Genomic DNA, 24,108 nt, shown 5'->3' with positions numbered 1-24,108 from the left:
GCTTATGGAAAACCTGATCCCGCTTTTACAAAGAACACCACCTTTCAGCCTTTTGCCCGAAAGTGTACTTTCGGAGGTTGCCGAAAGCATGCAGAAGAAAATATTTCCTAAAGAAACTTTAGCCTACCGCCAGGAAGTGACTGAACTTCAGGGCGTGGATATCATCATGGAAGGAGAATATCAGACCTTTTTCTTTGATACCTCCCAAAATAAAAGATGCATCGAAATTCATCATTCGCCTTACTGTTTCGGCGGAATTTCCGTAGTGCTGAACAGGGTTCGTGCTTTAAAATCAGTGATGGTGAAAAAAGGTACCATCGTCTACACGCTTCCCAAGAACGAGTTTATGGAGCTCTGCAATGCCAATGAAGAGTTCTTTCATTATTTCACTTCGGATTTTGGCAAGAAAATGCTGGATGAAGAATTTGCCCATTTTGTGAAAACTCCGGCTTCCTTTGAGGAAAGTTATTTTGCTGCAGATCAGTTGTATTCCCGTAAAATAGAGAGTATTGCTTATAAGGACATCGTTTCCTGCTCAGAAAATACGCCCATTTTCGAAGCGGCAAGGATCATGGCTCAAAATAAAGTAAGCTGCTTATTCATCAGACGTGAAACAGATCAGAATATTGTAGGCTATGCCACCGATATTACCCTTCGCGATAATGTGATTGCCCGATGCATAGATCCACAAAAACCCGTGGCGGAGGTGATGGATAATCCTATCGTTTCGATTTCCAGCGATGCTTATCTGTATGAAGCGGTGCTGATGATGTTTAAAACCAAAACAAGATATCTGCTGGTAGAAAAAGACGGTGAAATGGTTGGATTTCTCAGTCGAAACCGCCTTCTGAGCGAGCAGGCACAATCACCGCTCGTTTTTATACAGTCGGTAAAGCAGGCCGGGAACACAGCAGAGCTTCGTAAAAAATGGCTTCAGGTTCCGGATATGATTAATCAGTTGCTGGGACGTGGAGTACATGGTGAAATTGCCAGTCAGATCATTACCACTATTGCCGATACGATTACCATAAAGGTTATTGAAAACACCATCCGGCAGATCGGGAAGCCGCCGGCACGCTTTGTTTTTATGGTTACCGGAAGCGAGGGGAGAAAAGAGCAGACCCTGAGTACCGATCAGGATAACGGAATCATCTATGAAGATAAAGCCAATGAACATAGGGAAATGGTGCGTGAATATTTTCTGGATTTTGCCAAAAGGGTTTCCGATGACCTCAATACCATTGGTTTTGTGTATTGTAAAGGAGAATTTATGGCCAGCAATCCGAAATGGACGCACTCTTTATCCCACTGGAAAAGAAATTACGAAGAATGGATCAATGAAACTGTTCCGGAAAATGCTATGAAATTTTCTACCCTTTTCGACTGCCGTTATATTTACGGTGAAGAGGCTATTATTGCCGAACTGAAAGATTTTATACAAGAACAGTTGCAGGTCCCGAATGAAAGGTTTTTCTCATTTATTGCTAAAAATGCTTTGCAGTATGAGCCTCCTTTAACCTTTTTTAAAAGGATTAAAACCCAGACCATCGGAAAAGCGGAAGTCTTCGACATCAAAACCGCTATGAGTCCGATTGTTGATCTGCTTCGGGTATACGCTTTGAAGCATACTATCGACAGTGAAAATACAGGTGAAAGAATGAAAAAGCTTCATGAAGCCGGCGTATTCAGCAAAGAACAATATCAGGAACTGCATCACTCTTATTATTATCTGATGGCATTAAGGCTTAAAAATCAGGTGTATCAGATCAATATAGAAAAGAAAATGCCTGATAATTATATTGAAATCAGCAGGCTTACAAAAATAGAGCGTGTAACGCTGACCGAAATTTTCAAAACGATCAGTAACTTTCAGCAGGGAATCAAAATGAAATTTACAGGAAGCCTATAGAAGATTTCTGTTATTAGCAAAACAATATTCTGCTTCATATGAGTAATGCCTTACTTACCTCGGGTATAGGTCTGGTTACCTTGAGTATTGTCTTACTTAGCTCGGGTACAAGTCTAGTTACCTTGAGTATTGTTTTACTTACCTTGGGTACAGGTCTAATTACCTTGAGTATTGTCTTACTTACCTCGGGTACAAGTCTAGTTACCTTGAGTATTGTTTTACTTACCTTGGGTATAAGTCTAGTTACTTTGAGTATTATTTTACTTACTTCGGGTATAGGTCTACTTACCTTGAGTATTGCTTTAGTACATCAGATTTTAAACATAAATCCTTCCGCGATTTTCTTATTATATTTTTTCTCATCGAAACGATACAAAAAAGAACCCTTTTTGGAAGAAGTCATATCTTTTTCTTCTGTTTTTACAAGGATATCCAGCGCATTGATTTTGCTTATGAAATTCCGTTTGTCGTATTTTTCGTTAAAAATAGCTTCATAGAGACTCTGAAGATCTTTCATGGTAAATTTTTCCGGGAGAAGCTCAAACCCGATGGGTCTTGTGGAAGCTCTTCTTCTCAGTCGGAGAACGGCATCTTTTACCATTTCATTATGATCAAAGATAAGGGTAGGGAAGTCCTGAAGATCAAACCATTTGGCGCTGTATTTTTTATTGATCTGGATGTTTTTTTCAATATTAATAAGCGCATAATACGAAATAGACATGATCCTGGCGGTTGGTTCACGATGAATTTCTGTATAGGAATTCAGCTGTTCGAGATAGATATTTTCCAGGCCGGTCAGGGTATTAAGAACACGGTGAGCCGCTTCATCAGAAGTTTCTTCATTGCCGATAAAGCCCCCCATTAATGACCATTCTCCCATTTTGGGTTCAAAATCTCTTTGTACAAGAAGAATTTTAAGATTTTCGCCGTCGAATCCGAAAATAATACAGTCGACAGCTACCAAATGTCTGGGAAATTGAGAATAATCCTGTGTCATCTATTACATTTTTTTACAAATGTAAAGTATTTAAGATTACGATAAATATATAAATGTTTTTTTTACACTTTTTTTTAATGATTTATTTTTAAAAATGTAAAATTCATCTGCCGGAACTGATTTACGGAGAAAAAATACCCATGTTTAAAGTGATTTTTTCTCTAAATTCTATTAATTGCAGGTGAAATTAATGTTAAAATTATGTTAATTTTCAACAACGGTTTCATTTAACCATTAAAAAAATAATTTTTCAACCTTAATATTAAAAATACGATAAGTTGTTGATGATATTATTATCGATTCTTTTAAAACGTTTTGTATTCATTTTGTACACAATCATTTAGTTTTATCATTCTGATATTCTTATTGATTCATAATCTTATTTTTTATGATAAGTATGTGTTCTTTATTTGGATTTTATGGTTTTATTTGCCGTTCTTTATTGAATACAATATCGGCAGGATTCCAAAAATGTTTTGTATATAGATTCTTTCCTTTATTTTAGAAATGTTGAAATAACATTTATTAATGAATAAAAAACTCCCTGTTATATTATTAGGTTTTGCATCATTAGCTTTTGCCCAGGTAAAGCAGGAAATTCATTATTTCCCGCTGAGAGATGTGAGATTGTCGGAAAGCATTTTCAATAAAGCCATGCAGGCCGATAAAAACTATATCCTGTCTATGGAACCTGACAGGCTTTTGGCACCTTACCTCAAAGAAGCAGGACTGAAACCTAAAGCAGAAAATTATCCTAACTGGGAAAATACCGGACTTGACGGACATATCGGAGGGCATTATCTTTCGGCGTTATCACTGATGTATGCGTCTACAGGAGATCTTAAGATCAAGCAGAGACTGGATTACATGATTGATGAGCTTGATCGTTGTCAAATGTCGTCCGGAGAAGGTTATGTATCAGGTGTTCCCGGTGGAAAGAAGATATGGAAAGAAATCTCAGAAGGTAACATCCGTGCTTCCAGTTTTGGACTGAATGACCGATGGGTTCCTCTGTATAATATCCATAAAATTTATGCGGGACTTCGCGATGCCTATTGGTATGCAGGAAGTGAGAAGGCAAAAAAAATGCTCATCAAGCTTACCGACTGGATGGCGAATGAGGTTTCTGCATTGTCTGATGATCAGATTCAGGATATGCTGAGAAGCGAGCATGGCGGGCTGAACGAGGTTTTTGCTGATGTTTATGACATTACTAAAGATAAGAAATATCTGAAGCTCGCCCATAGATTTTCTCATCAGGCGATTCTTAATCCATTGCTTTTGGGTGAAGATAAGCTTACCGGAATTCATGCCAATACACAGATTCCGAAAGTGATCGGTTACAAACGTATCGCTGATCTAGAAAATAACCAGCAATGGAATAATGCAGCCGATTTTTTCTGGCACAACGTCACTGAAAAAAGATCTTCCGTTATCGGAGGAAACAGTGTGAGCGAACACTTTAATCCTGTCAATGACTTCAGCAGCATGATTAAAAGTATTGAAGGCCCCGAAACCTGTAATACCTACAATATGCTGAAGCTTACGAAAGCGCTCTTTGCAACGCAGCCGAAGTCATATTACATGGATTATTATGAGAAAGCGCTTTATAATCATATTCTTTCCACCGAAAATCATGATAAAGGAGGTTTTGTATATTTTACGCCGATGCGTCCCGGACATTACCGCGTGTACTCGCAACCACAAACAAGTTTCTGGTGCTGCGTAGGTTCCGGACTGGAAAATCATGCCAAATATGGGGAAATGATCTATGCACATTCCGATCATGATTTATATGTTAATTTATTTATTCCATCAACGCTCAACTGGGCAGAGAAAAAAATACTGATCAGGCAGGAGAATAATTTTCCTGAAACGGCGAAGACAAAACTTATCTTTGATCACGCGGGTAAATCACTTGTAAATCTAAGGCTGCGTTGCCCTGAATGGACGAAACCTTCAGAGGCAGTCATAACTGTAAACGGAAAAAAACAAGATGTAACTGCTGACAAAGACGGATATTTTAACCTAAATAGAAAGTGGAAAAAAGGAGATGTAATCGAAATGAGTCTTCCGATGCATCTTTCCGCAGAGCAATTGCCGGATCAATCCGATTATTATGCTTTTAAATATGGGCCTGTTGTTCTTGCTGCCACCTACGGAACAGACAATCAGCAGGGATTATTAGCAGATGACAGCCGCGGCGGACACATTGCACACGGACCACAAATTCCGTTAAATGATATTCCTGTTATTTTAGGAAACGGTAAGGAAGTTATTAATCATGTGAAACCTGTTAATAATGATAATCTTACGTTTAGTCTGACAGGACTTTATCCGTCCGACAAGTTCGGTAAAGGATTTAAGCTTATTCCGTTTTATAAAATCCGGGAAGAAAGATATATTTTGTACTGGCCACAGGCAGATCAGGATAAAATAGAGACCATTCAGAAAAAGAGGGCCGCAGAAGAAGCAGAAACCAGAAAACTAGATCTTATTACCACAGATAAAATTCAACTGGGAGAGCAGCAGCCGGAATCCGATCATTTTTTTGAAAGCAAAGATTCCAATACCGGATATATGGAAGACCGCCATTTCCGTGATGCGAAAGGCTGGTTCAGCTACCGAATGAAAAATCCGGGTAAAGATGCAGCCTACCTGTATGTTTTATATTTTGATGCGAATACCAACCGTGCTTTGAATATAGATATTAATGGTAAAAAAGTTTCATCAATGAAGCTGCAAGGGAAAGCCGGAAACTCACCACAGTTCATGCTTTTGCCGATCCCTGAAACAGAAAAGAATAAAGAAACCCTAAGTGTGAAATTTTACACTGAAGAGCAGATGACGACTTCAAAGATCATTGAAGTACGTTTGCTGACTAAAGATTATAATAAATCTGATTCATTAAATTAAAAAAGATTTTCCATGAAAATATATTCTTCTAAAACTTTATTTTTAATTATAGCCATTTTCAGTTTTAGTTTATTTGAAGCTAAAGTAAAACTTCCCGCATTGGTTTCAGACGGAATGATTCTTCAGAGGAATCAGAAGCTGAAAATCTGGGGCTATGCAGATGCAGGCGAAAAGGTAAATATTAAATTTTTAAATAAAACCTATTCAACGACCGCAGATAATGCCGGAAACTGGGATGTCATGCTTCCCGAGCTCAAAGCAGGCGGGCCGTTTGTCATGACAATTAATGATATTATCCTTAAAGATATTTTAATTGGTGATGTCTGGGTAGCATCAGGACAGTCGAATATGGAACTTCCGATGAGAAGGCTTAAGCCGCTTTACGGGGAAGAAATGAAAACCGTTAATAATCAGAATATAAGATTTTTTACCGTTCCACAGAAATACAATTTTAAAACTCCACAGAATGATTTAGATGGTGGAAAATGGGAAGCAGCCAATCCGCAGACGATTCTTAACTTTTCCGGAGTTGCGTATTTTTTTGCTAAAAATCTTAGTGAAAAAAACAAAGTGCCTGTTGGGATTATCCATACAAGTTTAGGAGGTTCACCAATTCAGGCATGGATGGATTCAAATTCACTAAAAAAATATCCTGAATATCTGGAAGAAGCGGAAAAATGGAAAAATGATGATTTAATAAAATCTACGGAATCTAGCGAGCAGTCATTAAGCAAAGCGTGGTATGCCGAGCTTGATCAAAGTGACATTGGTTTGAATCAGCACTGGGAAAATTTTGACCTTGACGATTCTTCCTGGAAGACTATGAATGTTCCGGGATCATGGGAAGATCAGGAAGGTCCGTTTGAGGGTTCTGTTTGGTTCAGAAAAGAAATAATTCTGCCGAAAGGGTCGTCGCAAAAGACAGCTTTTCTTAATCTGGGGAGAATAAAAGACGCTGATGTGACTTATATCAACGGTGTAAAAGTAGGAAACGTTACTTACGAATATCCTCCGAGATGGTATGATATTCCTGCCGGAGTTTTAAAGGACGGAAAGAATATTATTGCCGTAAGAGTTACCAACGGAAGCGGAAAAGGACAATTCATTGCGGATAAACCCTACTATCTTGAAACCGGCGGACAAAAAATAGATCTTAAAGGTCCTTGGAAATACAGAATTGGTGCTAAAATGGAGAAAATGGCTCCGGGACAGACTTTCATTCGTTGGAAACCGACCGGACTTTACAATTCAATGATCAATCCGCTGATCAATTATAAAGTGAAAGGATTCCTTTGGTATCAGGGAGAAAGTAACACCGGAAAACCTAAAGAGTATGGCGATCTTTTAACGACAATGATCAACGACTGGCGTTCCAAATGGCAGGAAAAAGAAGCACCATTCCTGATTGTTCAGCTTGCTAATTTTATGGAAACTAAAAATCAGCCTGTGGAAAGTAACTGGGCGGAACTCAGAGATCAACAACGTAAAGTTTCGCTCAATGTTCCAAAATCAGGACTTGCCGTAATCATAGATATCGGAGAATGGAATGATATTCATCCTCTTAACAAAAAAACAGTTGGTGATAGATTGGCTTTGCAGGCTTTAAAAATTGCCGATAAAGAAAATATTGTTGCAGATGGACCTGTTTATCAGTCAATGAAAACTGACGGAAATAAGATCATTCTATCCTTTAAAAAAGGAACTGATGATTTTATTCCGGTTTCAGAATTAAAAGGCTTTGCTATTAAAGGAAAAGATGGAAGTTATCAGTGGGCAAAAGCCAAAATTCAGGGTAAAAATATCATGGTCTGGAATGAAGAAATTAAAGATCCGGTTTCCGTACGATATGACTGGGCAGATAATCCTGACGGAAATTTAAAAAACAAAACCGGGCTTCCCGCTTCACCTTTTACAACAGAATAAAAATAATTTAAAGAAATCAAATATTTGAAATGAATAATCAGCCACAAAAAATATCGGTTATAGAAAAAGTAGGCTACAGTTTGGGAGATCTTGCTGCCAATCTTGTTTTTCAGACACTGGTAACGTATCTCGCTTACTTTTACACGGATATTTACGGATTGAAGGCAGAAGATGCTTCGGTAATCACGCTAATTGTAGGTTTAATTGCCGGTTTCGGCTTCAATCCGATGATCGGGGCTTTGGCCGACCGTACCAGCACCAAATGGGGAAAATTTCGTCCATGGATTCTTTTTACTGCGGTTCCGCTTGGTATTGCTGCTTTATTGGCTTTCAGCACGCCCGGCTTTTCTTATAAAGGAAAAATGATTTATGCTGCAGCAACTTACTCATTATTATTGCTATTATACGCTGCCAATAACTTACCTTATGCAGCGTTGAGCGGTGTTATCACAGGAGATATGAGCGAAAGAAACAGTATTTCATCGTATCGCTTTGTAGCAGTGATGTTTGCCCAGTTCTTTGTTCAGGTTTTTATGCTGCCGATTATTTTATCCGCAGGTCATGGTGATAAAGCTGCCGGTATCGAAACCGTTATGACTTGGCTTGCCGTGATAGGCTCTGTAATGCTTCTGATCACTTTTTTCACCACGAAAGAAAGAATTATTCCAAAACCGGAACAAAAATCTACTTTAAAAGAGGATTTAAAAGATATTTTCCAGAATCGACCATGGATTATCATGCTGACCGTTACGGCTTTCATCTTCATTACACTGGCAATGAAAGGAGGGGCATATGTGTATTATTTTAATAATTATGTAGATGAAACTTCACTTAAAAGCTTTATTTCGCCAATTACTACATTTTTCAATTCAATCGGAATGAATTTCTTCGGTGAAGATCCCAAATCAGCAGGTTTCGGATTATTTAATGCGGGAGGAATCATCATGATGATTGTTGGAATTACTTTTTCTAAAAAGTTTGCCGATAAATACGGAAAACGCGATACCTTCATTGCATCACTTTTCATTTCCACTTTATTTGTCCTGTTCTTTATTTTTTATCCTCCGAAAGCAGTAGGAATCATGTTCCTGTCACAGATTTTACATGGATTCTTTTACGGAATCAGCACGCCTTTACTATGGGCCATGATTGCCGACGTTGCAGACTATTCCGAATGGAAAAACAACAGAAGAGCTACGGCTATTATTTTCTCTGCGATGATGGTAGGTTTAAAGGTTGGATTAAGTATCGGAAGTTCTTTAGTAGCATTAATTATCGGTAAATACGGATATATTTCAACGGAAGGCAGCGCACATGTCGTTCAGCCTGAAACGGTAGCAGCCGGTGCCAAAATGCTGGTGAGTATTTTCCCATCGATACCCTTTTTCATCGCTTGCGGACTGCTTTTATTTTACAAAATTAACAAGAAAATGGAAGTTCAGATTGAGAAAGATCTGGCGGAAAGAAGAAAACAATAATTATGAATATGAAGCGTATTATTTTATTTGGTTTAATGACTTTGGCTGTTTCAAATGCAGTGGCCCAAAAATCTGAGAATTCTCTAAAGAAAGCTTTTAAAGATAAATTTTATGTAGGAACGGCAATGAGCCTTCCGCAAATTAACGGAACGGATGTGAAATCGGATAAGATCATCACCTCACAGTTCAGTTCAATCGTTGCGGAAAACTGTATGAAATCAATGTTTCTGCAACCTCAGGAAGGAAAATTTTTCTTCGATGATGCCGATCGTTTTGTGGCTTTCGGTGAAAAAAATAAAATGTTTATCATCGGTCATACGCTGATCTGGCATTCGCAATTACCTAAATGGTTTTTTGTGGACAAAGACGGAAAGGATGTTTCTGCTGAAGTCCTCAAGCAACGAATGAAGAACCACATTACCACCGTTGTTTCAAGATACAAAGGCCGAGTGAAAGGCTGGGATGTTGTGAATGAAGCCATTATGGAGGATGGAACGTACCGAAAGAGTAAGTTTTATGAAATTCTTGGTGAAGAATTTATCCCGCTGGCATTTCAATATGCACAGGAAGCGGATCCGAACGCAGAATTATATTACAATGATTACAACGAATGGTTTCCTGAAAAGGTAAAAACGGTAATCAATATTGTTAAAAAGATGAAGTTCAGAGGGATAAGAGTTGACGGTGTTGGTATGCAGACACATGTTGGTTTGGATACTCCGAAGCTGGCTGAGTATGAAAAAGCGATAGTAGATTATGCTTCCGCAGGAGTAAAAGTAAATGTTACGGAGATGGAAATCAGCGCGCTGCCTTCACCATGGGGAACTTCTGCCAACGTTTCCGACAAAGTGGAGTATGAGGCAAAAATGAATCCTTATACCAAAGGACTTCCTGAAAATGTGCAAAAGGATTGGGAAAACCGTTATCTTGATTTTTTCCGTCTCTTCATCAAACATCAGGATAAGATCAGAAGGGTTACTTTATGGGGGGTGACTGACAATCAGTCCTGGAAAAATGATTTCCCGGTAAAAGGCCGAACCGATTATCCATTACTTTTCGATCGAAATTTCAAAGCAAAACCAGTGGTTGAAAAAATTATTCAATTAACAAAAGAGAAAAATAAATGATAATTGTTGAATAACTATAGTCATCAATTATCAATCATCAATCATCAATCATCAATTTATCATTTATAAATCTATTATCTATCAGTCTATTATCTAAATATCTAAACAATGAACAAAGCAAAATACCTTTTCCCGAAAGACTATATGGCAGATCCTTCCGTACATGTTTTTGAGGGTAAAATTTATATCTATCCTTCCCATGATCGTGAAAGTGGCATTGAAGAAAATGATAATGGTGATCATTTCGATATGAACGATTACCATGTTTTTTCTTTAGACGATGTGGAAAACGGAGAAGTTACCGATCACGGTGTCGTACTTTCCGTTAAGGATATTCCATGGTCGGGGAGACAGTTGTGGGATTGCGATGTTGCTTTTAAAGATGGTAAATATTATATGTATTTTCCGCTAAAGGATAAGAATGATATTTTCAGAATCGGTGTCGCGGTAAGCGACAAACCGTATGGGCCTTTTGTTCCTGAAAAGCATCCGATGTTGGGAAGTTACAGCATCGATCCATGTATTTTTGAAGAAAACGGAAAGCATTATATGTATTTCGGAGGAATCTGGGGCGGACAATTGCAGCGTTACCGAAACAATAAAGCGTTGGAATCTGCCATAATTCCTCAGGATGATGAACCTGCCATTCCATCCAAAGTTGCTTTGTTAAGCGACAATATGCTGGAATTTGGCGAAGAGCCTAAAGATGTTCTTATTCTCGATGAAAACGGAAATCCTCTTCTTCACGGAGACAAACATCGTTTCTTTGAAGCCTCGTGGATGCATAAATACAACGGGAAATATTATTTTTCTTATTCTACCGGTGATACCCATTTGCTTTGTTATGCGACCGGTGACAATCCTTATGGACCGTTTACTTTTCAGGGTGAAATATTGACACCGGTTGTTGGCTGGACTACCCATCACAGTATTGTCGAGTTTAAAGGAAAATGGTATCTCTTCTTCCACGACAGTGTTCCAAGCGGCGGAAGAACCTGGCTCAGAAGTATGAAAGTTGTGGAACTGGAATATGATGCCGACGGTAAAATTAAAACTATTGAAGGATTGGAAGAAAATTAAGAAACTTTGTCAAAGTTTTAAACCAATTTTACAGGCGAACCCGAAGGGTTCAACAATAATAGCCGTAGGTAAAACCTATGGAAAATTAAAAATTAAAAAAAATTACAATGCAGCATTTCCGAATGTATTTCATAGTATTCCTACTAATTCCGTTGTTCATCTTTGCGGAAGACGGAAGTCAGCTTTGGCTTCGCTTTCCGGCAAAAAATGGGATATCGGCAGATCAGATCATTGCTAAAGGAAATAGTCCGACTTTAAATATTGCCAGAAAAGAATTAAGCAGTCATTGGCAAGGACAAACTATTGAACTGAGAACTGATAAATCATTAAAAACTCTGAAAGACGGTTATACCATAAAATCAACTCAGAATAAAATTGTAATTTCTGCCGGAAAGGAAATAGGCTTGCTGTATGGAGTGTATCATATTTTACGACTTCAGCAGACCCATGTTTCAACTTTAAATTTAAATATTACAGAAAAGCCTTCTTATGATGTAAGAATTCTTAACCATTGGGATAACCTTGACGGAACCATCGAACGTGGTTATGCAGGCTATTCGCTTTGGAAATGGGACGATCTTCCTACAAAAATATCCCCGAGATATGAAGAATATGCAAGAGCGAATGCTTCTGTAGGTATTAATTCTGTAGTATTGAATAATGTTAATGCCTCTCCGAACATGCTTCGCGAAGATTACCTGAAGAAAGTAAAAGTGCTGGCAGATATTTTCAGACCGTATGGAATCAGGGTTTATCTTTCCGTAAATTTTTCGTCCCCTAAAGTTCTTGGAGGAACAGAAAATTCGGATCCGTTAAATAAAAATGTTCAGAAATGGTGGAAGGATAAAGCTTCGGAAATTTATAAATTAATTCCGGACTTTGGAGGATTTTTGGTAAAAGCTAATTCTGAAGGGCAACCCGGACCTCAGGATTACGGAAGAACACATGCTGACGGAGCCAATATGATGGCAGATGTTTTGAAACCGTACGGAGGAATCGTTATGTGGAGAGCTTTTGTGTACAGTCCAAGTAAAGACGACCGTGCCAAGCAGGCTTATCTTGAATTTGTCCCTCTTGATGGGAAATTCAGGGATAATGTGATCATTCAGATTAAAAACGGACCGGTTGATTTTCAGCCTCGTGAAGCATTTAATCCGCTATTTGGTGCATTAAAGAAAACTTCGGAGATGGTGGAATTTCAGATCACGCAGGAATATCTGGGACAGGCTAATCATCTGGTTTATCTCGCTCCCTTATTTAAAGAAACTTTAGAAAGCGATACTTATTCTGATGGTGAAGGTTCTACCATTGCTAAAATTACCGACGGAACATTAAGACCCTCGAAAATTACAGCCATTTCCGCTGTGGCCAATATCGGAGAAGATGTGAACTGGACAGGTCATCATTTTGCACAGGCCAATTGGTATGCTTTCGGACGTCTGGCCTGGAATCATGAGCTTACGGCAGATCAGATCGCAAAAGAATGGATTACAATGACTTTTACGGATAATGAAAAGTTTGTCAATCCTGTTAAAGAAATGATGCTGACCTCAAGAGAAACTGCTGTTGATTATATGATGCCTTTGGGTCTTCACCACATTTTTGCTGGGGGACATCATTATGGCCCCGAACCTTGGGGAGATTACAAAGGCGGAAGACCGGATTGGTCGCCGGTATATTATCACCGGGCAGATGAGCAGGGACTTGGTTTCGACAGGACTAAAACGGGAAGTAACGCGGTTTCACAATATTTTCCTCCTCTCAACGAAATCTACGGAAATATTAAGACATGCCCGGAAGATCTTATTCTGTGGTTTCATCATGTGCCGTGGGATTACAAAATGAAAGACGGAAAAACCTTGTGGGATGAGCTGTGTTATAAATATGATTCAGGAGTTCACGAGGTGAGAGATTATCAGAAAATCTGGGATCAGATGGAGCCATATATTGATGCACAGAGGTTTATGGACGTACAGTCAAAATTGAAAATTCAGGCCAGGGATGCCGTTTGGTGGAAAGATGCCTGTTTATTGTATTTCCAGACATTTTCTAAAATGCCGATTCCTTATGAGATCGAACGACCAGTGCATGAGCTGGGCGATCTGAAGAAAATAAAGCTCAATATGGGTCACCATAATTAAAAAAATAAGGCAACTCTTTCTCCGTGATTTGAAAAGAAGAGTTGCCTCATAAAAAAATAACTGTACGTAAAATTTATCCGGTATTAATCGGAATAACTATATAAATTTAGTCTATAGCTTAAAGAAATTTATTATTTAAGAGAAATTATTTTATTGAAAACATTTCCGTTTTCTTCTACTCTTATGATGTAATTTTCTGATGTTTTAGGATCAAGATTAAATGTAAGATCCAGTGTTCCGTCAGCAGATTGTTTTGCTTCGCTGTAGTAGCTGTTATTTGCAAAATCCAGCACTGAAATATTCACAGGCTTGTTTACGTCAGACATATGTAGCTTTACAAAATTCCCTGAAATGGTATATTCCGGTTTGTTGATTACGCTTACCGGATTTTTTTCAACTTTCAACACATTGTCTTTCCCGATGCTTATTTTGTATTTTTCAACTTTTGTTTCAGATTCTGCTACGAGGTAATAAGTTCCGGAAGATAATTCCTGCAGATCGTAAGATTTTGATACTGCATTTTCCGTATCTAATTTTTCTGAAAATAATTCACCGTCGATATCGTTATAAACAAATAAGGAAACGTTTTTAGCGTTTAATACCTCAAAGTTTATTGTTTTTGCATTCACATTTCCTAAAGAAATAGAGAAGTCTCTGTCTTTGCTCATCAGGCTTGCAGAGATCAATAAGAAGCCTACAAGAAAACTGGATTTTAATAATGTATTCATAATGATAAGTTTTTTGTTATCAATAATTTATACTGCAAATCTACAGCACTAATCTTTTCAGTTATACAATATAATTTTCATATATATGTACAATATTAACCTAATTTGTATATTAATTAAATATTAATTGTTAATTTTACACATGTAATTTTTGTTTAAGTATGAAACATTCACATCCTGCTTTTGAAGCCATAAAACCTAATATTGGCAGTAGTTTTACGAGTCTGAAGTTTCTCAGGAATGAGAATATAAAATCTCATGTCTGGCATTATCATCCCGAGATAGAACTGATATTCGTGTGCGGAGGTTCGGGGAAAAGACAGATCGGAAGTAATATTTCTTATTTTTCCGATGGCGATCTTGTGCTTATCGGAAGCAATCTTCCTCATTGTGGACTTACCAACGAAAATACCAATAATGATTACGAAATGGTGATGCAGTTCAAACCTGATTTTCTGGGTGAAAATATTTGGGAAACACCAGAAATGCAGAGAATCTCAGCTTTGCTCGAAAAATCAAAAGCCGGAATTGTTTTTGGAGAAAATCTAAAAAAAACTGTCGGTAAAAAAATAGCCGATATGCATGAATCATCATCACTCAGCAAACTTATCAGCTTCCTGGAAATACTGGAGGAGCTTGCCACGACACAGGATTACAGAATTTTGAACGCCGGAAAATATTACCTGCAGACGCAGGTGGAGGATAATGAAAGGATCAATCATATTTTTAATTATGTGAAAGATCATTTTAAAGAACAGATCACCCTGGAAGAAATTGCCGATCTTGCCAATATGAAAGTGCCGTCTTTCTGCCGTTATTTTAAGAAAATTACTAATAAAACATTTACTCAATTTGTCAATGAATACCGAATTACGCATTCTCTAAAACTCCTGGCAGAACAACCTTTAAGCATTACTGAAGTTTGTTTTGAATCAGGTTTCAATAATTTCAGCTATTTTAATAAAACTTTTAAAGAATACATTAAAAAAAGTCCGTCACAGTACAGAAAAGAGTTTAATTATTTTATGGAATAATTTCAAACATCAGTTATTGTTTATTTGAAATATACGTGTAAATTTAACACTTATAAATTTAAATATAAAATCTTTGTATTTTGATCCAGGAAAAATTAATTAATAAAACAAAAGAAGCATTCCGGATGAATTTTCATTCGGAGCCGGAACATATTTTTCTTTCTCCCGGAAGAATCAATATTATCGGAGAACACGTTGATTACAGCGATGGTTTTGTTTTGCCTGCGGCAATCGATAAATACATCTGCTTTGCGGTGGAAAAGGTAGATTCTGAAACCTGTACTTTTTTTGCAAAGGATTTTAATGAAGGCTTCAGTTTTAACGTTAACGAAAAGCAATCGCCTGTTGTACAGACCTGGGTTAATTATCTGCTGGGTGTTTTCAATGCCATTCAGGAAGAAGGAAAGACAATCGGAGGATTACGGATCGCTTTCAGCAGTACAATACCGATGGGTTCCGGACTTTCTTCATCCGCGGCGCTGGAGTGCGGATTTGCCTTTATTCTTAATCAGATTTTTAATTTAGGTTTTTCCAAAAAAGAAATTTCCCTGATTGGTCAGAAATCAGAACATACTTTCGTTGGCGTAAAATGTGGAATTATGGATCAGTTTGCCTCCGTTTTCGGAAAAGACGGAAAGGTTATCATGCTCGACTGCCATTCGTTGGATCATCAATATTTTAATGCAGATCTTAAAGGTTACAGTTTGGTTTTGTTCGACAGTTGTGTAAAGCATACGCATCTCACTTCGGGCTATAATGACCGACGCAATGATGTTGACAACGGGAAAAAAGCTTTGTGGAAAAAATTTCCGCATATAAAGAAATTCAGGGATTTCAGTTTTGAAATGCTTGATGAAGTGCGTGAAGAAATAGGAGATATTTCATATAAACGATGTCTTTATCTCCTGAAAGAAATTAAAAGGGTAGAGCAGGCTGCAAAAGCTTTATCTGAAAATAATGTAGATTTCCTCGGAAAACTTCTTACCGAAACACATTCAGGACTTTCCACAGAATTTGAGGTCAGCTGTGATGAGCTTGATTTCCTAGTGGAGCAGACTTTAAAAGAAAACGGAGTTCTCGGCGCAAGAATTATGGGCGGAGGATTTGGTGGCTGCAGCATCAATCTTATCAAAGAAGATTGCGTAGATCGGGTCATCAAAACAATAAGCGAAAAATATCAGGCTGAATTTAATATTCAGATGAAAATATATCAGGTGAAAATTTCCGAAGGAACAAAAGAATATACAACCAATGAGTTCAGCATTTGACAGTAAGCAGCATCCGCACAGAAGATACAATCCGCTTTTGGACGAATGGATTTTGGTTTCCCCGCAACGCGCCAAAAGGCCTTGGCAGGGACAGACAGAAAAGCCAATAGAAGAAAAGCTTTCCCGATATGATCCTGAATGTTATCTGTGTTCAGGAAATGTTCGGGTGAATGGTCAGAGAAATCCGGATTATAAAGGAGTATATGTTTTTGATAATGATTTTGGATCTTTGCTCAATGAAAAAGTTGAATTTTCTGAGGATCATTCAGATTTTTTCTCTCTCAGACCAGAACGCGGAATCAACAGGGTAATCTGTTTTTCAGAAAATCATAGTCTTACATTACCTGAAATGGAAGTGAAAGATATTAAAAAAGTCGTGGATACCTGGCAACAACAATATGAAGAACTCGGTGCTGAAGATTTTATCAACCATGTACAGATATTTGAAAATAAAGGACAGGTGATGGGATGCAGCAATCCTCATCCGCACGGACAGATTTGGGCGCAGTCATCTATTCCGTCGGCTGTGGTAAGAACTCAGGAAAATCTCAGGTTTTATTTTGACAAAACCGGAAGATCTCTTTTGGAAGATTACCTTAAAAAAGAATTGGAAGCAGGCAAAAGAATTATTTTAGAGAACGAAAGTTTTGTTGCACTGGTTCCTTTCTGGGCGGTATGGCCTTACGAAACGATGATTATCAGCAAAAGAAAAATAAATAATATACTTCAGTTTTCGGAAGATGAGAAAATATTGTTTGCAGAGATTATTAAAGATCTTACAACGAAATATGATAATCTTTTTGAGACATCATTTCCTTATTCAGCGGGTATTCACCAATCTCCGACAGATGGACTGGAACATCCCGAATGGCATTTTCACATGCATTTTTATCCGCCGTTGCTTCGAAGTGCTGAAGTTAAAAAATTTATGGTAGGCTATGAAATGCTTGCCGAAGCCCAGAGAGACATAACTCCCGAACAAAGCGCGGAAATTTTGAAGAATCTTTCCACAATACATTATAAATTGAGAGATTAGAATTTAAAAAAACAAGAGAGCTCCTAAACAGGGCTCTCTTACTTCAATGATATTATAGAATAGTCATTAATTTAATTCCTCCAGATTTTCAAATTTCGCATAAGAAGATTTCAGGTGATGAAGATGATCGGAAACAACCTGTGAGCTTTCCGGACAAAGATCTCCGCTGTCCAATGCATCCTGATAGGCATTAATAGCCGCTTTTTCTCCAAAAACAACATTTTCAAGAGTAGATTCACCCTTGTTTCCTGTGAATGAATTTTTAACATCAATCCATGCTCTGTGGAATGCTCCGGCCGTACTTGTCGTATTGTCTACCTCACCTTCACGCTCACTGATGAGTCTGATAAGATCAGATTTCATTGTCTGAGACTGTGAAGCCATTTGATCATAATCATTTTTTAACGCAGAATGCGTATCCCATACTTTGTCTTCAACTTTAGAAAATCCTTCAATTCTGTCATTCGTAATGTTCAGTAAATCGTTTAGTACTGATACAGTTTTTTCGTTGTTCATATTAAATTTTTTATTGGTGTCATTGGAAAGTTACAATAAACATGCCTCTTTACTTTAATTATTTAAAATGTAAAAATAGAAACGTTTGGCATAAAAAATGTTGATGGTTTATTATTATACTAAATTTATATTTTATAAGTATATTTATAATCTAATATTCAAAATCATGAATTACAAAATGACAAAAGAAGTCATTGATCTTCTGGAACAATTTGAAATTGAAAATACAGATCGTCATTATTCTTCCGATATCGATGGATTTAAAGAATGGATGTGTAATAATTCATCAAACGAAAATAAGCAAAAAGAAGAACCTTACTGGGAAGGAAAAGAAACAGGAAGAACTCCTGAAAGTGCCATAAGCACACTGATTGTACATCTCAACAGATATGCAAAAACCTATTCCAAATCTGCTATTTCGGATTCCGGTTTTACCACGCAGGAAGATTTTATTTATCTGATTAATCTTAAAGCTTTTGGTAAAATGACAAAAATGGAATTGATAAAGAAGAATATTCATGATAAACCTGTCGGGATGCTCATTATTACAAGATTGTTGAAGCGGGGCTGGATAGAGCAAACGGAATCTGATATCGATAAAAGAAATAAATTCATCAACATTTCTGAAAAAGGAAAAGAAGCACTGGAAAAGCAGATGAAAAAAATAAGGGAAGCAACCGAAATCGTTGCCGGAAATCTTTCTTACAAGGAAAAAATGGAACTTATCAGGATCCTTAATAAACTTGATCGTTTTCATTACCCGATTTTCTCAAGAAATATCGACAGCAAAGATCTGATTAAAACCGTTTACGAAGAATATTCATTTAAAAATTAAGCATGAAAAAGAAAATTGCGGTAATCGGATCAGGATTTTCAGGGCTTTCTGCTGCGGCGTATGCTTCAAAAGAAGGTCATGAAGTTCATCTTTTTGAAAAAAACAGTGATATTGGAGGAAGAGCAAGAAATTTCAAAACTGAAAACGGTTATACATTTGATATGGGACCGAGCTGGTACTGGATGCCTGATATTATAGAATCTTTTTTTAATGACTTTGGGAAAAAAGCTTCTGATTTTTACACCCTTGTTCCTTTGGATCCACAATTTGAAATGGTTTTTTCCGATGGGACGATGAATATTCCGCACAACTATGAAGAGATGAAAGACCTTTTTGAAAGAACGGAAATCGGAGCCGGAGAAAAATTGGATGCATTTATGAAAGATGCACAGTACAAATATGAAGTCGGAATGCAGGATTTTGTTAATAAACCCTGCCATTCATGGTTTGAATTTATTTCACCTAAAATAGCTAAAAGCGCCCTGAAGCTTGATCTTCTCACGAATTTCCAGCGCTTTGTTCGAAAATATTTTACGCATCCTAAGCTGATTGTTTTAATGGAGTTCCCTGTTATCTTTCTGGGTGCTGCACCAAAGGATATTCCTGCGTTGTACAGTTTAATGAACTACGGAGGATATAAGTTAGGGACATGGTATCCGATGGGCGGTTTCTCAAAAATTATCGATGCAATGAAAAGCATAGCAGAAAAGCAGGGAACTCATTTTTACGTTAATGCAGATGTAAAAAAAATCAATGTAAAAGATAAAAAAGCTTCTTCATTGATGGTAAATCAGAAGGAAATTGATTTTGATGTCATCATTGCTTCTTCAGATTATCATCACACGGAATCGAAACTTTTACCACAGGAATTCAGGAATTATAATGAAGAATATTGGGAAAAACGTGTTTTTGCTCCTTCATGTCTTATCTTTTATCTGGGTTTCAAAGAAAAAATCCCTAATCTTAAACATCACACCTTATTTTTTGAAAATGATCTGGATCTTCACACAGAAGAAATTTATAAGGATAAAAAGTGGCCGACAAAACCTCTGTTCTACGCCTGTTGTCCTTCAAAAACCGATGATTCCGTAGCACCCGAAAACTGTGAAAACGTTTTTCTCCTGATGCCTGTCGCTCCGGGAATAGAAGATTCCGAAGAAATAAGAGAACGATATTTTATGGGAATGATCTTGAGATTAGAAAAACATACAGGCGCAAACGACCTTCTTCTGAAAATCGACTATAAAAGAAGTTACTGTGTAAAAGATTTTAAAGAAGATTACAACGCTTATCAGGGAAATGCATACGGCCTTGCCAATACATTATCCCAAACCGCAGTGCTGAAACCTTCCCTCAGAAATAAAAAAATAAAAAATCTCTTCTATACGGGGCAGCTTACCGTACCCGGACCGGGTGTACCTCCATCCATCATTTCAGGAAAAATAGCTGCACATGAAGCCACAAAAAATTAACTGCTATGAAAAAACTATTTGACGAACTTGCTTACAAGGTCAGTAAAGAAACCACAAAACAATACAGTACAAGCTTTTCACTGGGAATTTTAGCCCTGTCTGCTGCTATAAGAAACCCTATCTATGCCATTTACGGCTATGTACGTCTGGCAGATGAAATTGTAGACAGCTTCCATGATTATAACAAAGAAAAATTATTAAAAAAATTCAAAGAAGAAACCTTTCAGGCACTGGAAGACCGTATTTCGCTGAATCCCATACTACAATCTTTCCAGGAAACCGTGCATCATTACAATATTGATGAAAAGCTTATTCATCAGTTTTTAAAAAGTATGGAAATGGATCTTCATAAAATCGATTATAATTCCGATCTTTACAAGGAATATATTCTGGGTTCTGCAGAAGTGGTCGGGTTAATGTGTCTTCAGATTTTCGTGAACGGCGACAGGGAGCAATATGAGAATCTTAAGCCTTATGCGATGATTTTAGGATCTGCTTTTCAGAAGGTCAATTTCTTAAGAGATATGAAAGATGATTATGAGACATTGGGAAGAAGCTATTTTCCAAATCTTGATATGACTTTATTTGATAATAATGTGAAAAATTCCATTGAAAAAGAAATAGAAAAAGAGTTCAGGCAGGCACTGATCGGGATTAAAAAGCTTCCCGCATCTTCAAGATTCGGAGTGTATCTTGCGTACAGATATTATGTTTCTCTGTTTAAAAAGATAAAAAGAAAATCTGCCCAGACCATTATGAGCGAAAGGATCAGAATATCCAACGGAGCTAAAATCTCCCTGATGATGAGCTGTTATGTACAGTACAAAACCTCTTTTTTATAATGACCATTTATACCAATTAAAAAAATGAATTTTCTAATTGTAATAGCTACTTTTTTTGTGATGGAGGGCATGACATGGCTTATTCATAAATACATCATGCACGGCCTGCTTTGGGTATTGCACAAAGATCATCATGACCACAGCAACGGAGGACACATAGAAAAGAATGATTATTTTTTTGTGATATTCGCTGTTCCTACCATTATTCTGATGTACTACGGAACAATTCAGGATTTTAATTATTGGTTTTATATAGGATTGGGAATAGCAATTTATGGGATGGCTTACTTTTTTGTACACGATATTTTCATTCATCAGAGAATAAAGCTATTGAGAAATACTGAAAATCCGTATCTTCTCGCCATCAGACGAGCACACAAACAACATCATAAGCATACCGGAAAAGAAAAGGGCGAATGCTTCGGATTCCTTTGGGTTCCCGTCAAATACTTTAAAATGTACTTTAACAACCATAAATAAATGCAACAATATCTCTATCTTCTTATTAATTTTTTTACTGTCATTATATGTTTTATTTTTTCTTTCCATCGTAAGATCAGATTCAACAGATACTTCAGTGAATTTCTATCAGCCTCATTGCTTGTAGGTTTTGTTTTCCTCATCTGGGATGCCTGGTTCACAAAAATGGGAGTATGGTGGTTCAACGATAAGTATTTGCTGGGGATAAAATTTTTCAGATTACCATTAGAAGAAATACTCTTTTTCATATGTATTCCTTTTGCCTGTATCTTTACCTACTTCTGTCTCGATAAATTTTTTAAACTCGACTGGAAACCTCTTCCTGAGAAGATCTTTGTTGTCGCAGCCATCATTGGTTGTTTAGTGGTCTGCAATTTTTACTGTGAAAGGATTTATACTTTCGTTACGTTTTTATCAACAGGCTGCAGCTTATTTATTCTCTATTTTATATTCAAAGCAAGATGGATCGGAAAAGCCTCTTTCGTTTATCTCCTGCTCATGCCAGGGTTTCTCATTGTTAATGGAATTCTTACAGGAACCGGACTGGAATCTCCTATCGTCAACTACAATCCTAACCAATTCATGGGACTGAGAATTTTTACCATCCCTGTTGAAGACACCGTTTACGGCTATGAACTCATTCTGTGGAATATATTTTTCTTTAAGCTTTTTAAAAAATCTGAAGAAGCACCACAGGTTGAAGTGGAAGCTTAATTCCCCACTTTCAAATCATTTTTTTAAACTAAATAATGATTTGTTGACGTTACAGAATATTACAGACAGGTATTTAAGTCAATTGATGAGGTCTGTTAATGCTTCAGGTCTTTAAATAACCTTCTCACCATTGTAAACAACGTCTCGCGGGACTTTATACAACCCCAAAATACACGTCATAAACCCCGCCGGACAGGCAATTAACGTCGTCGAATAGGTTATACAAAGTATCTGTTGTGGTCATTAACGTCTCCGGACCATTAAATAACGTTTCTTGATATGTCCGGAACCTATTTGGATATGTTTTTAATGGATGAAAATGTGACAAAAACTCAGGATTCTGGCTTTATCTAAGGTAAAAGTGCTTCAAAATAAAAAAACATTCTCAATTCAATAGAGGTGAGCTTTAATCCGCTTTCTGTAATGAACGCTTCATTCGGCTTTAGCCAAAATTTAAATATAAACTTTATATAAATTCAAACTCAATTCCTTTTTCAGAAATACAAAATTCTTTATAAAAGCAAATAATGAGATAATAAATTTACGACATTACGTAAAATATCTTATTCGGATTTTTATTTAAAATGTTACAAATCAATGTTTTAATATTTTAGGTTGTTTTTTGGCAAAGGTCAAGGAAATAATCTATAACCTTAAAATATTTTGTAATGAAAAAAACTAAACCCATTATCGCAGCTGCTGTTTTATCAGCCTTACTATTTGTTTCCTGCAACAAAGAAAACAAAACTGAAAATCAATCTCAGAATACAGCGCAGACTGCTGCCAAAGCAAGAGCCGAATACATCGAAGTTGAGCCCAATGTGAGACTTCACGTAACCGACCTTGGTGAAGGAAAACCTGTTGTTTTAATTCACGGATATCCGGTGAGCGACGCTTCATGGGAATATCAGTATCTTCCTTTAATCAAAGCAGGATACCGTGTGATCGGGATCACTTTAAGAGGATTCGGACAGTCGGATAAACCATACGGAAAATACGACTACGATCAGTTTGCTGCCGATATCAAATCTGTTCTTGATCAGTTGGATATCAAAGATGCAACACTAGGCGGTCATTCAATGGGTGGCGCTATCGCTTTGCATTACGTGGCAAAATACAATAGTGCTCACGTCAGTAAATTAGCATTATTCGCCGCTGCAGCACCTGTTCATACAAAAAAAACAGATTATCCTTATCCATTATTTACGAAAGAAGAAATCACCAAATGGGTAGACCTTGTCAGCGTAGACAGGCCGGGATTGCTGAACACAATTGGTGAAAGATTCGTTTTATCTCCAACTTCTGTTTCACCGGGTATCGGTGCATGGTTAGGCGGAATCGAAATGCAGTCATCTGCGTATGCCATGGAACAGGCATTAATCGCTTTAAGAGACGAAGATCTAAGAGGAGACTTGCCGAAAATTAAGATTCCAACCCTTATTATGCAGGCAAAACAGGACAGGATTGTGGCGTATGCTTTAGCAGAGCAGATGAACAAAGCCATCAAAGGATCTACCTTAATTCCTTTTGAAAACAGCGGACACGCATTATTCCTGGAAGAAAAAGATAAATTCAACACAGAACTCCTTAAGTTTTTAAAACAATAATTAGC

General features: G+C 37.2%; 19 protein-coding genes. 16 read left to right on the top strand and 3 right to left on the bottom strand.

Annotation, left to right across the window (positions count from 1 at the left end):
* Positions 1 to 4 precede the first annotated feature (4 nt).
* Positions 5 to 1,909: a DUF294 nucleotidyltransferase-like domain-containing protein gene (locus ACWNCI_RS06270; RefSeq protein ID WP_449387613.1), complete on the top strand. Its 1,905-nt coding sequence runs from the start codon at positions 5 to 7 to the stop codon at positions 1,907 to 1,909.
* 310 nt (positions 1,910 to 2,219) lie between these two features.
* Here ACWNCI_RS06270 and ACWNCI_RS06265 read toward each other — a convergent pair whose 3' ends face one another.
* A complete protein-coding gene (locus ACWNCI_RS06265; protein ID WP_042721007.1) occupies positions 2,220 to 2,906 on the bottom strand; it encodes an NUDIX hydrolase in 687 nt (228 codons plus the stop codon).
* Between the two features lie 528 nt (positions 2,907 to 3,434).
* Here ACWNCI_RS06265 and ACWNCI_RS06260 point away from each other — a divergent pair.
* From ACWNCI_RS06260 to ACWNCI_RS06235, 6 genes are all read left to right on the top strand, one after another.
* Complete coding sequence (locus ACWNCI_RS06260; RefSeq protein WP_449387612.1) at positions 3,435 to 5,822, top strand: beta-L-arabinofuranosidase domain-containing protein; 2,388 nt, start codon at positions 3,435 to 3,437, stop codon at positions 5,820 to 5,822.
* Between the two features lie 12 nt (positions 5,823 to 5,834).
* Positions 5,835 to 7,745, top strand: coding sequence for a sialate O-acetylesterase (locus ACWNCI_RS06255; RefSeq protein ID WP_449387611.1), 1,911 nt, complete (start codon positions 5,835 to 5,837; stop codon positions 7,743 to 7,745).
* A 29-nt stretch (positions 7,746 to 7,774) separates the two neighbouring features.
* Positions 7,775 to 9,223, top strand: a complete 1,449-nt coding sequence (locus ACWNCI_RS06250) for an MFS transporter (protein WP_449387610.1) — start codon at positions 7,775 to 7,777, stop codon at positions 9,221 to 9,223.
* 8 nt (positions 9,224 to 9,231) lie between these two features.
* Positions 9,232 to 10,350: an endo-1,4-beta-xylanase gene (locus ACWNCI_RS06245; protein WP_449387609.1), complete on the top strand. Its 1,119-nt coding sequence runs from the start codon at positions 9,232 to 9,234 to the stop codon at positions 10,348 to 10,350.
* Positions 10,351 to 10,458: 108 nt separating this feature from the next.
* On the top strand, positions 10,459 to 11,430 hold the full coding sequence (locus tag ACWNCI_RS06240; RefSeq protein WP_449387608.1) for a glycoside hydrolase family 43 protein: 972 nt from the start codon (positions 10,459 to 10,461) through the stop codon (positions 11,428 to 11,430).
* Positions 11,431 to 11,537: 107 nt separating this feature from the next.
* Positions 11,538 to 13,571 (top strand): alpha-glucuronidase, encoded by a 2,034-nt coding sequence (locus ACWNCI_RS06235; RefSeq protein WP_449387607.1) that lies wholly within the window; start codon positions 11,538 to 11,540, stop codon positions 13,569 to 13,571.
* 131 nt (positions 13,572 to 13,702) lie between these two features.
* Here ACWNCI_RS06235 and ACWNCI_RS06230 read toward each other — a convergent pair whose 3' ends face one another.
* Positions 13,703 to 14,299, bottom strand: a complete 597-nt coding sequence (locus ACWNCI_RS06230; RefSeq protein WP_346985100.1) for a hypothetical protein — start codon at positions 14,297 to 14,299, stop codon at positions 13,703 to 13,705.
* A 161-nt stretch (positions 14,300 to 14,460) separates the two neighbouring features.
* Here ACWNCI_RS06230 and ACWNCI_RS06225 point away from each other — a divergent pair, with 161 nt between their 5' ends.
* The 3 genes from ACWNCI_RS06225 to ACWNCI_RS06215 all read left to right on the top strand — a co-directional run bounded on the left by ACWNCI_RS06225 (position 14,461) and on the right by ACWNCI_RS06215 (position 17,637).
* On the top strand, positions 14,461 to 15,333 hold the full coding sequence (locus ACWNCI_RS06225) for an AraC family transcriptional regulator (RefSeq protein WP_449387606.1): 873 nt from the start codon (positions 14,461 to 14,463) through the stop codon (positions 15,331 to 15,333).
* A gap of 80 nt (positions 15,334 to 15,413) precedes the next feature.
* Complete coding sequence (gene galK / locus ACWNCI_RS06220) at positions 15,414 to 16,601, top strand: galactokinase (RefSeq protein WP_449387605.1); 1,188 nt, start codon at positions 15,414 to 15,416, stop codon at positions 16,599 to 16,601.
* Entirely contained in the window at positions 16,585 to 17,637 is a 1,053-nt protein-coding gene (locus ACWNCI_RS06215) for a UDP-glucose--hexose-1-phosphate uridylyltransferase (RefSeq protein WP_449387604.1), read from the top strand. The genes galK and ACWNCI_RS06215 overlap by 17 nt, the downstream gene beginning before the upstream one ends.
* 66 nt (positions 17,638 to 17,703) lie before the next feature.
* Here ACWNCI_RS06215 and ACWNCI_RS06210 read toward each other — a convergent pair whose 3' ends face one another.
* Positions 17,704 to 18,153 (bottom strand): PA2169 family four-helix-bundle protein, encoded by a 450-nt coding sequence (locus tag ACWNCI_RS06210; protein WP_449387603.1) that lies wholly within the window; start codon positions 18,151 to 18,153, stop codon positions 17,704 to 17,706.
* A 166-nt stretch (positions 18,154 to 18,319) separates the two neighbouring features.
* On the opposite strand from ACWNCI_RS06210, the gene ACWNCI_RS06205 reads away from it, so the two are divergent.
* From ACWNCI_RS06205 to ACWNCI_RS06180, 6 genes are all read left to right on the top strand, one after another.
* Positions 18,320 to 18,988: a MarR family winged helix-turn-helix transcriptional regulator gene (locus ACWNCI_RS06205; protein ID WP_449387602.1), complete on the top strand. Its 669-nt coding sequence runs from the start codon at positions 18,320 to 18,322 to the stop codon at positions 18,986 to 18,988.
* 2 nt (positions 18,989 to 18,990) lie between these two features.
* Positions 18,991 to 20,460, top strand: a complete 1,470-nt coding sequence (locus ACWNCI_RS06200; protein WP_449387601.1) for a phytoene desaturase family protein — start codon at positions 18,991 to 18,993, stop codon at positions 20,458 to 20,460.
* Positions 20,461 to 20,465: 5 nt separating this feature from the next.
* Complete coding sequence (locus ACWNCI_RS06195) at positions 20,466 to 21,302, top strand: phytoene/squalene synthase family protein (RefSeq protein ID WP_449387600.1); 837 nt, start codon at positions 20,466 to 20,468, stop codon at positions 21,300 to 21,302.
* 24 nt (positions 21,303 to 21,326) lie between these two features.
* Entirely contained in the window at positions 21,327 to 21,782 is a 456-nt protein-coding gene (locus ACWNCI_RS06190; protein WP_449387599.1) for a beta-carotene hydroxylase, read from the top strand.
* Positions 21,783 to 22,496 carry a lycopene cyclase domain-containing protein gene (locus ACWNCI_RS06185; protein ID WP_346985107.1) on the top strand — a complete coding sequence of 238 codons (714 nt, stop codon included), beginning with the start codon at positions 21,783 to 21,785 and terminating at the stop codon, positions 22,494 to 22,496.
* A gap of 668 nt (positions 22,497 to 23,164) precedes the next feature.
* Positions 23,165 to 24,103 carry an alpha/beta fold hydrolase gene (locus tag ACWNCI_RS06180; protein ID WP_449387598.1) on the top strand — a complete coding sequence of 313 codons (939 nt, stop codon included), beginning with the start codon at positions 23,165 to 23,167 and terminating at the stop codon, positions 24,101 to 24,103.
* Positions 24,104 to 24,108 lie beyond the last annotated feature (5 nt).

Source organism: Chryseobacterium lineare, assembly GCF_977014045.1.
The sequence above is the reverse complement of the archived record's forward strand: the minus strand, read 5'-3'. Positions and strand labels throughout refer to the sequence as shown.

Bases quoted from the DNA above. Each gene is read 5' to 3' on its own strand.
- ACWNCI_RS06200 (WP_449387601.1), top strand. From the start codon at position 18,991: ATGAAAAAGAAAATTGCGGTAATCGGATCAGGATTTTCAGGGCTTTCT.
- ACWNCI_RS06250 (WP_449387610.1), top strand. From the start codon at position 7,775: ATGAATAATCAGCCACAAAAAATATCGGTTATAGAAAAAGTAGGCTAC.
- ACWNCI_RS06240 (WP_449387608.1), top strand. From the start codon at position 10,459: ATGAACAAAGCAAAATACCTTTTCCCGAAAGACTATATGGCAGATCCT.
- ACWNCI_RS06235 (WP_449387607.1), top strand. From the start codon at position 11,538: ATGCAGCATTTCCGAATGTATTTCATAGTATTCCTACTAATTCCGTTG.
- ACWNCI_RS06180 (WP_449387598.1), top strand. From the start codon at position 23,165: ATGAAAAAAACTAAACCCATTATCGCAGCTGCTGTTTTATCAGCCTTA.
- ACWNCI_RS06185 (WP_346985107.1), top strand. From the start codon at position 21,783: ATGCAACAATATCTCTATCTTCTTATTAATTTTTTTACTGTCATTATA.
- ACWNCI_RS06190 (WP_449387599.1), top strand. From the start codon at position 21,327: ATGAATTTTCTAATTGTAATAGCTACTTTTTTTGTGATGGAGGGCATG.
- ACWNCI_RS06215 (WP_449387604.1), top strand. From the start codon at position 16,585: ATGAGTTCAGCATTTGACAGTAAGCAGCATCCGCACAGAAGATACAAT.
- ACWNCI_RS06245 (WP_449387609.1), top strand. From the start codon at position 9,232: ATGAAGCGTATTATTTTATTTGGTTTAATGACTTTGGCTGTTTCAAAT.
- ACWNCI_RS06270 (WP_449387613.1), top strand. From the start codon at position 5: ATGGAAAACCTGATCCCGCTTTTACAAAGAACACCACCTTTCAGCCTT.
- ACWNCI_RS06210 (WP_449387603.1), bottom strand. From the start codon at position 18,153: ATGAACAACGAAAAAACTGTATCAGTACTAAACGATTTACTGAACATT.
- ACWNCI_RS06260 (WP_449387612.1), top strand. From the start codon at position 3,435: ATGAATAAAAAACTCCCTGTTATATTATTAGGTTTTGCATCATTAGCT.
- ACWNCI_RS06225 (WP_449387606.1), top strand. From the start codon at position 14,461: ATGAAACATTCACATCCTGCTTTTGAAGCCATAAAACCTAATATTGGC.
- ACWNCI_RS06205 (WP_449387602.1), top strand. From the start codon at position 18,320: ATGAATTACAAAATGACAAAAGAAGTCATTGATCTTCTGGAACAATTT.
- ACWNCI_RS06195 (WP_449387600.1), top strand. From the start codon at position 20,466: ATGAAAAAACTATTTGACGAACTTGCTTACAAGGTCAGTAAAGAAACC.
- ACWNCI_RS06230 (WP_346985100.1), bottom strand. From the start codon at position 14,299: ATGAATACATTATTAAAATCCAGTTTTCTTGTAGGCTTCTTATTGATC.
- ACWNCI_RS06265 (WP_042721007.1), bottom strand. From the start codon at position 2,906: ATGACACAGGATTATTCTCAATTTCCCAGACATTTGGTAGCTGTCGAC.
- ACWNCI_RS06255 (WP_449387611.1), top strand. From the start codon at position 5,835: ATGAAAATATATTCTTCTAAAACTTTATTTTTAATTATAGCCATTTTC.